General features: G+C 39.7%; 12 protein-coding genes. 4 read left to right on the forward strand and 8 right to left on the reverse strand.

All coding sequences use genetic code 11. The features are described 5' to 3' along the window. The first annotated feature begins 2 nt into the window (after positions 1-2). A complete protein-coding gene (locus GQR46_RS08450; protein ID WP_346766799.1) occupies positions 3-1,082 on the forward strand; it encodes a hypothetical protein in 1,080 nt (359 codons plus the stop codon). A gap of 9 nt (positions 1,083-1,091) precedes the next feature. Beyond that, positions 1,092-2,972 carry a hypothetical protein gene (locus GQR46_RS08455; RefSeq protein WP_165740696.1) on the forward strand — a complete coding sequence of 627 codons (1,881 nt, stop codon included), beginning with the start codon at positions 1,092-1,094 and terminating at the stop codon, positions 2,970-2,972. A gap of 78 nt (positions 2,973-3,050) precedes the next feature. Here the strand turns inward: GQR46_RS08455 and GQR46_RS08460 are convergent, their stop codons facing one another. After that, the gene (locus GQR46_RS08460; protein ID WP_165740697.1) at positions 3,051-3,692 is read right to left on the reverse strand and encodes a CPBP family intramembrane glutamic endopeptidase; all 642 of its coding nucleotides are present in this window, start codon (positions 3,690-3,692) and stop codon (positions 3,051-3,053) included. A gap of 89 nt (positions 3,693-3,781) precedes the next feature. Beyond that, positions 3,782-4,357, reverse strand: a complete 576-nt coding sequence (locus GQR46_RS08465; RefSeq protein ID WP_165726114.1) for an inner membrane-spanning protein YciB — start codon at positions 4,355-4,357, stop codon at positions 3,782-3,784. Positions 4,358-4,548: 191 nt separating this feature from the next. Between GQR46_RS08465 and GQR46_RS08470 the strand changes: the two genes are divergently transcribed. Then, entirely contained in the window at positions 4,549-4,818 is a 270-nt protein-coding gene (locus GQR46_RS08470) for an HU family DNA-binding protein (RefSeq protein ID WP_007375441.1), read from the forward strand. A 464-nt stretch (positions 4,819-5,282) separates the two neighbouring features. Further along, positions 5,283-5,861 (forward strand): type 1 glutamine amidotransferase domain-containing protein, encoded by a 579-nt coding sequence (locus GQR46_RS08475; protein ID WP_007582489.1) that lies wholly within the window; start codon positions 5,283-5,285, stop codon positions 5,859-5,861. Positions 5,862-5,984: 123 nt separating this feature from the next. On the opposite strand, the gene trpA is transcribed toward GQR46_RS08475, so the two are convergent. The 6 genes from trpA to GQR46_RS08505 are packed head-to-tail and all read right to left on the reverse strand — an operon-like array spanning position 5,985 to position 12,573. Continuing rightward, positions 5,985-6,806 (reverse strand): tryptophan synthase subunit alpha, encoded by an 822-nt coding sequence (trpA, locus tag GQR46_RS08480; RefSeq protein WP_024590411.1) that lies wholly within the window; start codon positions 6,804-6,806, stop codon positions 5,985-5,987. Next, the gene (gene trpB / locus GQR46_RS08485) at positions 6,803-7,987 is read right to left on the reverse strand and encodes a tryptophan synthase subunit beta (RefSeq protein ID WP_010554212.1); all 1,185 of its coding nucleotides are present in this window, start codon (positions 7,985-7,987) and stop codon (positions 6,803-6,805) included. The genes trpA and trpB overlap by 4 nt, the downstream gene beginning before the upstream one ends. A gap of 7 nt (positions 7,988-7,994) precedes the next feature. After that, the gene (gene trpCF / locus GQR46_RS08490) at positions 7,995-9,359 is read right to left on the reverse strand and encodes a bifunctional indole-3-glycerol-phosphate synthase TrpC/phosphoribosylanthranilate isomerase TrpF (RefSeq protein ID WP_165740698.1); all 1,365 of its coding nucleotides are present in this window, start codon (positions 9,357-9,359) and stop codon (positions 7,995-7,997) included. After that, entirely contained in the window at positions 9,352-10,389 is a 1,038-nt protein-coding gene (gene trpD / locus GQR46_RS08495; protein WP_165740699.1) for an anthranilate phosphoribosyltransferase, read from the reverse strand. Before trpD ends, trpCF begins: the two co-directional genes overlap by 8 nt. 11 nt (positions 10,390-10,400) lie before the next feature. Beyond that, the gene (locus tag GQR46_RS08500) at positions 10,401-11,003 is read right to left on the reverse strand and encodes an aminodeoxychorismate/anthranilate synthase component II (RefSeq protein WP_007582498.1); all 603 of its coding nucleotides are present in this window, start codon (positions 11,001-11,003) and stop codon (positions 10,401-10,403) included. Between the two features lies 1 nt (position 11,004). Further along, positions 11,005-12,573: an anthranilate synthase component 1 gene (locus GQR46_RS08505; protein ID WP_165740700.1), complete on the reverse strand. Its 1,569-nt coding sequence runs from the start codon at positions 12,571-12,573 to the stop codon at positions 11,005-11,007. Between the last annotated feature and the right edge of the window lie 176 nt (positions 12,574-12,749).

Consider the following 12,749-nt stretch of genomic DNA (forward strand, 5'->3'; position numbering starts at 1 on the left):
AAATTCTCTTGTTAGGATTTTCAACAGCTTTTATTTCTCCTCTTGCTTCCGCAGATAACCAATTTCAAATTTTTACCCACTTTGACGCAGAAATTTATACAGAAGCACAACCAGTACAAGCCTTTGTAGATGATTTTGATGCTCCATTAAAATCGGGTGACAGTGCATTCACCTATAATATATTTGAAGTAGGTGTTGGCTACGGTAATTTTAAGGTAGGTTTACAAAGTCGTTACGACTATGTTCTTAACTTTGATCCTGATACAGCCAAATATACTCATACCGAAAAAAATGATCTAGAGTTTGAAGATAGATTTTATACATATTACCTTGATGCTAAACAAGCAACGTCTAACGGTGTATTTGTATCTTATGATTTTAAATTTTTAGATAAAAATGCATTAACAATAACACCTAAACTTTCTGTTTTTGCCAGCTCGCACTATCAAGATGCCACTGTAAATGGTGAAATTTATAGTGATGAAGTTGAAGGCGCTGTAACTGTCGATTACAACTTTTCAAAAGACATATTATTTAAAAAGTTTTCACCTTCACAAAAACCTGAAGGGCTTGGCTATAGCCTAGATATTTTTGCTGATTGGCAAGTAAATGATGAGCTTCAAGTTGGTTTTAGCGTAAAAGATTTACTCTATAAAACAGAGTACGAAGACAGCGGCTCTGTAAAAGGTCAAACTACTGAAATTCCATTTAGCGAAGATGACAACGGCGATATTATTACTCAGCCAACAGTTTCATTAAAAACATCTGCATTTGGAAATACGGTATCTCATGATTTAGAAATGGAAATGCGACTACAAGCATTTGCCGATTACAGAATAAACGACCGATTTTCGACTCAGTTAACTTTAAAACGTTACGACAAAGACACGTTCAGCCAATTAAAAGGCCGTATACACTTTTGGGATCATTGGAAAGTACAGGCAGGCTATGAGACAAAAAGTGAAGCATTTTTAGTTGGTATAGAAAACGAGTATTTTGGTCTTAATTTACAAACTGATAGCCTAGATTTAGATAAAGCCTATTATGCTAATGTGAATTGGTACGTGAACATTAAGTTTTAAGGAATGAAGATGTTAAAACAAATTATACCCTTAGGGGTAGCTATTGCATTGGTAGGTTGTGGTTCTTCATCAGACAGTGACAGTTCAGAATCTGTTGCAGTGAGTGAGATTGCTACATCTTCTTCTGTGAGTTTTTATGTATCTAATTGGCAATCACCACAGGGCACGCTTAATGTTTTAGATAGCGACGGGGTGGTGCAAGAATCAATTGAAGTCGAAAACATCAATACTGCGAGTGTAAGTGTAACTCCACTTACTTTTAATAGTTTTGAGTTTATACCGAGTGATACTGCTCTACCTTGTCCTCGCTTTACAGGTTGTGGCAGAACAGTTCGTGGTGATGTAAATGACTTAAACGCAAACCGTTTAATAGACTACCAAGAATTGACAGCCGTTACTCTTAATTACAAAGCAGATGCATTTAGTGCACCAGGTGTAAATACGGTTTATTTATCGCCATTGAGTAAAGCAATTACAGATGAAGGCTTTAGTGCTACGCAAGCTAGTTTATCAGCCACGCCTTTTTATCATTTAACGCACAGCAATTTAAATGCAAGTGTTGAAGCAGAAATGGTTACTAATGCATTTACTTACGCGGCAATTTTAGCTGGTGTTGCTGATAGTTCGTTTAGTGTTGAAAGTGCTTTTAATGCATTTACTAACTTAGAGACTGACCAGCAAGCATGGCAAGATTATAGCGATTTAGCAGCGCAGTATGTTACAGATAACTTATTTAGCGACCAAGGTAATGCTTTACTGCAAAATGTAGCTGGTCAAGTTAAGCAAACGATTGCAAGTGTAACTACATTTACAAATTGGCAGGCTCGCTCAACAGAAGTTCAAAGCTTAGATTCAAGAGAGTTACTTGTTGATACACGAAATATTATAGGTGCAGCAAGACTTCAAGAAAAAAGCTATTCAGATGAATTAGACGCAAAATTCGCTGAGCTTGAAAGTGCGTTTGATGAAGACACACAAAGAACACTTGATGCACTTACTAATGCTTTAAACGAAGTTATTACAAATTATTCACCACTAGCTGATGGCTCTACACCATCAGGACAATATAAACTTCGTGACTTAGATATTGATTACAGCCAATCACCTTATACTTGGGCTATAACTGGCACATATGATGATTTACCTATAACAATTGATTTATCAATTCCAACATTTAGAGTAAGTGGTGTATTAGGTAATAAAATTGAAGGTGTGATGAGCGCAACGATTACAAATGGTGCTACGGTATTAAGTGTAGATGTAAGTGAGTTGCTAATTCAGTTTGATGGTATAGATGCTCAAAGTGAATTAAATCCAGAAGCCGACACAGGTATTACACAGGTAACTACCAATGTAATTATCAATAAAGCCGCTGGTAAACTTGAAGGTGACTTATCACTAAACTTAAATCGCTTTGTTAATTCATTAGGTGAAGAGTCTACGACGTTATCTACTTTTGATTTTAATGGTGATTACGTAAGTGACATTCAAGACACTGCATTTCATATTACTGCAGTAGAGGCTTCGCCTTTTATTGGTGAAGATAATGACGATTTAGCATTTACTTTTGAATTAGATTTTCCGTTGAGTGGTGCAAGCGATTTTAAGTTTGCTTACGTGGGCGATGTTGAAAACTTATCAGAACTTACCTCTACAGATATATTTGTTAGCATAAAAAACCGTGCGTTAGATTTACGTATTCGTGATGTTAGTGGCAACATTAATCTAATAGCGAAAGGCGAAAATGGACGTTGGTTAGATGTAAAGCAAAAGGGCCGTAATTACAGTGGCGGTTTATATTTTGGTGATACTAAACTAGCTGATGTTACTGCAGTACGTGGTATTCCTGGTGTTTTATTTCCAAATGGTGAGTTTGAATCGTTATTTTAACCATTAGTTAAGTGGTTTTAGAAATATTCAAAATCCGATATTAGTTTTCTAGTATCGGATTTTTTAATGCTTGTTATATTAGTTAAATGCGCCTGAATTAAGGTAGCTGCCGATCCCAAGTGTAAACATCCATATCCCCCATAAACTATGCTCAATAACACACACGACGGTTGAGCGGCTTTGTGCGTAGGTATAGGCAAACAGTAAGCCACCTAAAAATGCTAAACCTACTGCAATCCAATTTGCATACACAATATGCGCCAACGCAAATACACTCGCACTAACTACAATACGCACTGCTTTTTTGGGCATGATGCGTTTATAACGATGAAAAAAATACGTTCTGAATATTAACTCTTGAGGAATAACCGACAGTATTGGGTAGAGTAGCAACAGTAAAAGCCAATCATTAAACGAGTTGCGGGGAAGGGTAAACCAGTTGCCCTGATGAATAATCCCGTAAAACATACCTGAGAACAGTGCACCTAAAAAAAAGAAGCTAAACACACGTTTTTTAACAGCAGAAAATTGCCCAAGGCTTGTAAGCCTAAAACGTTTAAAGTGGGGATCGCCCAGTAGCAACATACAACACACGCTCATTAAAATAATAAGCGCAGGAATAAGCCAGTTAGCTAAATACTCGCGTAATACAAAACCCAATAAGGGTAGTAACACAAAAATGAGGGTAAATTCAAACCAGCGATATTGATTGGCGTTCAAGGTCGTCTCAACTTGTTTTTTTAATAAGCTATCAAGCTAAGACGACATTTTTATGACGAGATTAGTAATCTACAAAGTGATCTATAAAATTATTTTGCAGGTTCTTCTTCACTAGGGAGGTATTTGTACAAGGCAATAATAGTGGCAAAAATACTCACAAAGGTAATACCCATTAAACCAAACACTTTAAAATTAACCCAAAAGTCGAGCGAGAAATTATATGCAATATAAATGTTTAGTGCTGCGATGCCAGCAGTTATAGCAACCCACATTAGGTTAAGCTTATCCCATAATGGTTCTGGGACTACAATGGCTTGTTTTGTATCATTAGCATTTTCGAGGATTGAGCTAAGCGCTTTTTTAACGAGATTTTTCTTAAGTACATAACGGCTAACAAGTAACGTTAAGCTTAAACCTGCGTATATGAGTGTTGCTTTCCATTTTATGTATTGCTCATCATGAAGTACCAGCGTTAACGTACCAAACACGGCAGCAATGCCAAAAAATATCCACTGACGAGTTGGCACAGAGCCATGTTTAAAGTAGCTATAAGCAACTTGAATGAGTGTAGTTGCCATTAATAAACCGGTAGCCCAGTAAATATCGACTAGCTTAAAAACTGCAAAAAACAGTATGAGTGGGATGTATTCAATTAATGCGTGCATAGCTTACCTAAATTATACAAAAAAGAGTCAAAGGCTTTTTACCACATAAAGCTTAACAACTACAAGGTTGACTTGTTGCCCTGTAACCCTTAGCCTGCGTGGCTTTATTGCCAATTTGGTTTGGTATTTTTTATATCATCATATTCCCACGCTTAACCAACACTGATTTGGCGTGTATTTAGGAGCCTAAAATGAATAAAGCAGAACTCGTTGCTGCCATTGCACACAAAAGTGAATTAACAAAAAAAGATTCTCAAGCGGCGCTTTCAAGCTTGCAAAAAGTAATTACTAAATCGCTTTCTGAGGGTGATCAGGTTCAAATAAATGGCTTTGGTACGTTTGCACTAAGTTATTACCCAGCGCGTACTGGACGTAACCCGCAAACAGGTGCTGCAATTGAAATAGAAGGCGCTAATAAAGCGGTTTTTAAGCCTGCTAAAGCGTTAAAAGATCTACTTTAATTCTATTTAAGGTTTTAAACCCCGTATTGATAGATAAGTTACATGAGCGCGAAGTAAATTCGCACCTACGGGTATATGTTGTAGGTGAGGTTTTACACCTCGCGTTTGGTGGCTTTAAATTATATGAGCTGGAAATAAATTCGCACCTATGTAGATTATTCATAATCTCTAAATGATTTACATGGTATTATAAATCCCACTTACATTAAATCCTTTATTTTCAATTGCTTGCCATCGGCATGCATTATGCTGTTTAACTGTGTGTTTCGAACATATTTTTAAATAATACCAGTCCGCTTATATATGGGGTCTATTGAACGTTAAGAAAATTACGCTAGAACTAGGCAAAAATTTTTCGTATTTAGTTGTTCTAAATGAAAGGTTTTTAACGACGTTATAGTGCGATTTAATTCGTTAAATTGCTCAAAGATTTATGCAGGTTGGTATCAAATAAGGAGATCTCAATGAGTACATTACAAACAAGCACGCGTTTACAAGGCAAAAAAATTGCAATTTTAGCCACTGATGGGTTTGAGCAAAGTGAGCTTTTATCTCCACGCAGCGCATTACTTGATGCCGGTGCAAACATCGAAATAGTATCAATTAAAGAAGGCCAAATTACGGGCTGGGATGAAGACAAGTGGGGCGATAAAGTAACAGTAGATAAACTAGTCACAAACGCAGACCCCGCTGATTACGACGCGCTTATGCTACCTGGTGGTTTATTTAACCCAGACAGTTTACGCCAAGATAAAGATGCTAAAGCCTTTATTGATGGCTTTTTTGGCGCAGAAAAAAATAAACCCGTTGCAGCAATTTGCCATGCTCCGTGGTTGTTAGCTGAAATTAATAAACTGCGTGACCGTACCATTACCTCTTTTCCAAGTATTAAAAGTGATTTAATTAATGCAGGTGCCAATTGGGTTGACCAAGAAGTATGTGTAGATAAAGGCTTAGTAACGAGCCGAAGCCCAGCTGATTTAGAAGCATTTAATGCTAAATTTATTGAAGAGATTTTAGAGGGTAAACACCAAGCTCACTAATTTTCTTTTTTAAAACGTTTGGTTATTGATACAGCGTTTGATTTTAAAAAACAAAAAAGGGCATTTTAAATGCCCTTTTTTTAATGCGTATAAAACACGCCCTAGTTAGCTTATAGCGATGGCTTAAAGCGATGTAGCTGCTTTCATATCGGCTACAAATGCTTTTAGTTGCGCGGTCATTGTTGGTAAATCATTAAGGTTAGCTTCAATAATTTTAACCACAGCAGAGCCTGAAATAGCACCGGCTGCACCTGCATTAAGAGCCGCTTTTACATCATCTGGCGTTGAAATGCCAAACCCTAAAAGAGCAGGGGCTGCATGGTATTCTTTTAATTTAGTAACAATATTACCCGCTGGCATTTGTGCTTTAGTATCGGTACCGGTAACACCAGCGCGCGATAGTAAATACGTGTAACCACGACCGTAAGAGGCGCACTGGCGAAGTGTGTCGTCATCTGCATTTGGTGTTGCAATAAAAATTGGGTCTACACCGTTATCCATAGCTGATTTTCTAAACATTTTAGATTCATGTAAAGGCACATCAGCCACTAAAATTGAGTCTACGCCTACCGCTTTTGCATCTTTATAAAATGCTTCTATACCGCGTTTAAACACAAGGTTTGAATACAATAATAAGCCAATTGGAATATCGGCGTTATACTCACGTATTTCTTTAATAATATCAAAGCAATCTTGTGTGTTAATGTGCACATCGAGGGCGCGAATATTAGCTTTTTGAATTACTGGACCATCTGCAATTGGGTCAGAAAACGGAATACCAAGCTCAAGCGCATCTGCTCCGCCGTCAATTAGACTTTTAATAATCGCAATACTTTGCTCTTTACCTGGGTCGCCAATCGTTACAAATGGTACAAAAGCACCTTGTTTTTGCTCGTTAAGCGCTGCAAACATTTTGCCGTAACGATCCGTTTTTACTTGGCTCATAGCTGACCTCTTTCAGTTAGTACATTGTGAACGTGTGCTAAATCTTTATCGCCACGACCACTTAAATTAATCACTATAACACTTTCCTCGGTTAGCTCCTCTGCGTACTTAAGCGCATAAGCTAACGCATGGCTTGATTCAAGCGCCGGAATAATCCCTTCATTTTTAGCAAGCGACTGAAACGCATCAAGCGCTTCTGTATCGGTAATACCCACGTATTGAGCGCGACCAGTTTCGTGTAAAAATGCATGTTGAGGACCAACAGCTGGGTAATCAAGACCCGCTGATACAGAGTAAGACTCTTCAATTTGGCCATCATCATTTTGCATAATGTACGTATAAGTACCGTGCAATATGCCTTTTGTGCCTTTACAAATTGTTGCACCGTGCTCATTTGTATCAAGCCCTTTACCAGCAGGCTCAACACCAATTAATTTAACGCCTGGCTCGTCAATGAAGTCAGTAAACATACCAATTGCGTTTGAACCACCACCAACACAGGCAATAACGGCGTCAGGTAAACGACCTTCTGCTTTAAGTACTTGTTGCTTAGCTTCTTCACCAATAATTTTTTGATACTCGCGTACAATTGTTGGGAATGGGTGAGGACCCGCAGCTGTACCTAGTAGGTAGTGTGCGTCTTGGTAATTTGCTGACCAGTCACGCAGCGCTTCATTTACTGCATCTTTTAATGTGCCAGAACCCGCTGTTACCGGAATAACCTCTGCACCCATTAACTTCATTCTAAATACGTTAGGTTGCTGACGTTCAACGTCTTTTGCACCCATATAAATACGACATTTTAAACCCAGTAGTGCACATGCAAGCGCGGTTGCAACGCCGTGTTGACCGGCACCAGTTTCAGCAATGACTTGTTTTTTACCCATACGCTTAGTAAGTAACGCTTGGCCAAGTACTTGGTTCGTTTTGTGTGCGCCGCCGTGTAATAAGTCTTCACGCTTTAGATACAGTTTTACTTTTGGGTTTTTAACTAAATTGCGCGTTAAAGTAAGTGGGGTAGGACGACCCGCATACTCGTTTAATAATTTACTTAGCTCTGCCTGAAACTCAGGATCTTTTTGTGCTTTGTTAAATTCATTTTCTAACTGCTTAAGCGCAGGGACAAGTAACTCAGGTACAAACATACCGCCAAACTCGCCAAAATAAGCTGGATTTTGCATTTTAACCTCAATAATTTCTGATGCTTGTGAAAGCATTATGTAATTTGTTAGGGCACTTTTTACCCGCAGATTCTTCAACGCCTGAGTTTAAATCAAGGCCTAAGGCACCTTTAAAAAGCGCATCTTTAATATTGTCTGGATTTAAGCCTCCAGCGAGCATAAACGGTGTAGTTGCGCCGCTAAGCACCGACCAATCAAATGCTTTACCTGTACCGCCAGCTTGTGTATCGCTGTGTGTATCGTAAAGGTGTCGATCAACCCCATTTACAGGCGTTGGCAATGCATCTTTTATTGCTTGGGCTTTCCAAATTTCGCAATTAGTTGGTAACTGTGTACGCAAGTCAGCAATGTAATCGTCACTTTCTTGGCCATGTAATTGAACTGCCGCTAATTTTAGCACACTTGCGTATTGAGCAACTTGCTCAATGGGGGCATCTACAAATACACCTACAAAATTAAGCGGAGCACTTTGGCTAAGCTCTCTTGCGCAATCTAAATCAACATAACGCGGCGATTTAGGGTGAAAAATTAAACCACCGTAAACAGCACCGTTTTGATATGCCGCTTGTGCATCTTGGCTACGTGTTAAACCACATACTTTATTGTCGCCTAAAATAACACGGCGACATGCTTGCTCTAAATCACGCTCGCTCATAAGTGAGCTGCCAATTAAAAAGCCATCGCATAGAGGAGCTAAACGTTTTACGTCTTGATGGGTGTAAATACCCGATTCCGAAATAACCACTTTATCTGCTGGGATAAGTTTGCGTAGCTTTTCGGTAGTGGCTAAATCGGTGCTTAAATCGCGTAAATCGCGGTTATTAATACCAATAATTTGTGCATCAAGCGCAAGTGCGCGGTGTACTTCTTCTTCATTACTTACTTCGGTTAACACCGACATATTAAGTGAATCGGCAACAGCATGCAGTGCTTTATAGCTTTCGTCATCGAGTACCGAAAGCATCAGTAATATAGCGTCACCACCATAAATACGTGCCATATACACTTGGTACTCGTCTATAAAAAAGTCTTTACAGATAAGCGGTTGTTCTACTTGGCTGCGCACAAATTCGAGGTAGTCAAAGCTGCCTTGAAAATATTTAGCATCAGTTAACACACTCATGCAGGTAGCATATTTTTTATAAACTGAAGTAATTTCAGTTAAATCAAATGGGTTTCTAATTAACCCTTTTGAAGGCGATGCTTTTTTACACTCTAAAATAAACTGAGTGCCAGGTGCTGCAAGTGCTTTATAAAAGCTACGACTTGTAGGCACTGCAAGATGCTTAAAGCTTTCAAGCGGACGTGCAGCTTTTATCTCAATTAGTTCTAATTTTTTATCAGCAACAATTTTGTCTAATACATTAGCCATTACTTACCTCAATAATTGCACTTAGTGTGTTCATGGCTTGCCCTGAACTTAATAATGTTTGTACTTGTTTTGCTCCTTCTTTTAACGTTTCTGCTTTACCTGTTAGGTATAAAAGGGCAGCTACGTTAACCACAATAGCAGCATTATGTGCATCTGTGCCTTTGCCTTGCAAGATGGCGAGGCTAGCATTTGCGTTGTATTGTGGGCCTTCACCAGCGAGTTGTTCAAGTGAATAGTTTGCAAGGTCGAAGTCGCTTGGGTTTAGTGTGTACTGCGTAATCTCGCCATTATTTAGCTCAACTACCGTTGTTGGGCCGTGTAGGGCTATTTCGTCAGTGCCCGAGCCGTGAACAATCATAGCGCGCTTTGTGCCAAGGGTTTTAAGTGTTTGTGCCATTGGCATACACAACGCTTCGTTATAGACGCCGAGTAATTGCACTTCAGGTGCAGCAGGGTTAGCAAGCGGACCTAAAATATTGAAAATAGTGCGTGTTTTAAGCGATGTTCGTACGCCCATCGCATGGCGTACGCCACTGTGATAGTGTGGTGCAAACAAAAAGGTAAAATTGGTTTGCTCAAGACATTTTGCTGCTTGCTCTGGGCTCATATCTATATTAATGCCCAGGGCTTTGAGTAAATCGGCTGAGCCTGAATTACTCGATACACTGCGATTACCATGTTTTACCATGTTAATACCGGCAGCAGCGGCAACAATTGCAGCCGTTGTACTTATATTAATTGTGTTTGAGCCATCGCCACCAGTGCCACAGCTATCGGCAAGTTGCGTACTGCAGGTAGTAAAAGCAACGGCGTTTTCGCGCATTGAGGCTGCAGCGCCTGCAATCTCGTCGCTTACTTCGCCTTTAATTTTAAGGCTTATAAGTAGGGCGGTTAGCTCAATTTCACTCATATTACCTTGCATTATTTCATCAAACAGCGCTTTGGCGTCTGCGTAGCTTAATGATTGCCCAGTAATTAGTTGCTCAATCGCGTGTTGAACATTTATGGGTTGTTCTGGTTGTGTACTCATAATGTCCTCTTTTATTTAGCGCGTGTTAAGTAAGCGACACTTTGCTGAAGTAGCATTGCGCCGTTTGGCGTTAGTATTGATTCTGGATGAAACTGGTAACCCAATGCGTTGTCATCATGATGATAAATAGCCATAGGGATATCTTCGTATTGGGCAATAACCTCAATATTATCAGGCACCTTTGTTGCCATTAATGAATGGTAACGTGCTACAGGCATTGTATTGCCCATACCATCAAATACAGGATGCTCGCCTAAATTAATAATTGAAGACTTACCATGTACGGTTTCACCCGCGTGACCGATTACTCCGCCATAGCTTTGGGTTAACGCTTGTTGACCCAAACAAATACCCAGCATAGGGAAGTGGCCTTTAGAGAGTTCAATAAGCTCCATTAAACAGCCTGCATCGCTTGGTGTTCCAGGACCCGGCGAAAGTACTAATAGCACTTGGCCTTGCTCTTGGCGCATTTTGTTAAAAATAACCTCAGCGCTAATGTTGTTTCTGTAAACAACCAGTTCGCAGCCAAGCATCGTCAGCTCATCAACAAGGTTATATGTAAATGAGTCAAAGTTATCTAAAAAATAGATTTTAATAGGATTCGCTTTACTCATTTTATACCGCCTTATACGTAGATTTTATGGCGGTGATAACCGCTTGTGCTTTAGCGCGAGTTTCGTTTGCTTCTGAAATAGGATCTGAGTCAAACACTACACCTGCACCTGCTTGCACATACGCTTTATTATTTTTAACAAAAGCTGAGCGAATAACAATACAGCTATCCATTGCGCCATCACCGGTTAAGTAACCTACTGCGCCGCCATAACTGCCACGGCGCTTACCTTCAGTTTGACGAACAAGCTCAGCAGCACGAACCTTTGGTGCACCAACAAGCGTGCCCATGTTCATACACGCTTGGTAAGCATGCAGTGCATCAAGATCGGGTTTTAGTGTGCCAACAACGCGTGACACTAAATGCATTACTTGTGAATAGCGGTCTACTTTTAATAGCTCTTTGGCAAAACGAGTACCTGCAACACTAATGCGGGCTACGTCGTTACGGGCTAAATCGACAAGCATTAAATGCTCGGCGCGCTCTTTTTGATCGTTTCTAAGTTCAAGCTCAATGCGGCTGTCTAGGTCTGGATTTATTTGCCCATTAGCAAATTTGCCACGTGGGCGAGTGCCAGCAATTGGGTATACTTCAACTTGCTGAGATTGCACTGTGTATTTAAGTGCTGATTCAGGCGATGCGCCAAATAAAGCAAAGTCTTCATCGCGCATATAAAACATATACGGACTTGGATTTTGCTTTTTAAGCTGGCTATAAGCATGCAAAGCGTCAGGACAAGGTAGTGAAAATGTACGCGACGGCACTACCTGAAAAATATCGCCATCAACAATATTCTTTTTAAGCTTTACTACTTGCTCACAGTACGTTTCGTCACTTATATCAACGCTTACGTCACACTCGCCGCTTTGCATATCGGCACTAAATTCAGCAGCGTTATCACATAGTGTATTTAAGCGCTCAAGCTCTTTACCTACTTCAAAGCAGTTTGCATGTACGTCTGGCCCGTTAAATACATTACCAATAAGCTCAGTTGTTTGTTTTTGATGATCAATAACCACTAAGGTTTCGGCTAAATAAAATACGTAATCTGGGCAGGTGTTTTCGCCGTCTGGCACGTCACTTAACTGTTCAAAATTTGCCACCATGTCGTAGGCAAATACACCGCCTAAAAACACCGAGAAAGGATTGTTAGTAGTACTTTTAATACTGTTAATACAAGTACGTAATGCGCTAAATGCATTATCGGCAACCAGCTTGCTCGCCTCGTCAATATCATTATTAGCGCTTAAGTACTCAAGCGTTAATGTTGTATCGTTTAGCGTGGCTGTACAGCTTTTAACATTAGCGTGTAAGTAGCTAAGCAGTTGCTGCCCGTTATTTGACTTTGCAGTAACGGTTACCGTTTTACCTTGGCATACAATGCGCAGGGCACAATCGACTAAAATTAAACTTTTTACACTGTCTTTAGAATCAATCTCAGCCGATTCAAGCAGTAGTGAGTTAGGCTTATCAAGTGCCGCGTATAATGCAAGAGGGCTACTAATATAGTCGCGTACTTGCGTAATACTTGTTACTTCGCCTGGTGTGGTAGTTATATGACTAAAAATCAAACCTCATTCCCTCAAAAAATTAAACCCCGCAATGCTTTTGCAATGCGGGGTTTGAATAACGATATCTAAATTACAAACAGATCATTACCGTCCCGCTATATCAGGCGCCACCACCAACGATGTGTAAGAGTAAGACCGTTATTCATGTTTTTCTGCCTCAAAATTTATTAAATATT

The organism is Pseudoalteromonas sp. Z1A6, assembly GCF_011378745.1.
Taxonomy (GTDB): domain Bacteria; phylum Pseudomonadota; class Gammaproteobacteria; order Enterobacterales; family Alteromonadaceae; genus Pseudoalteromonas; species Pseudoalteromonas arctica.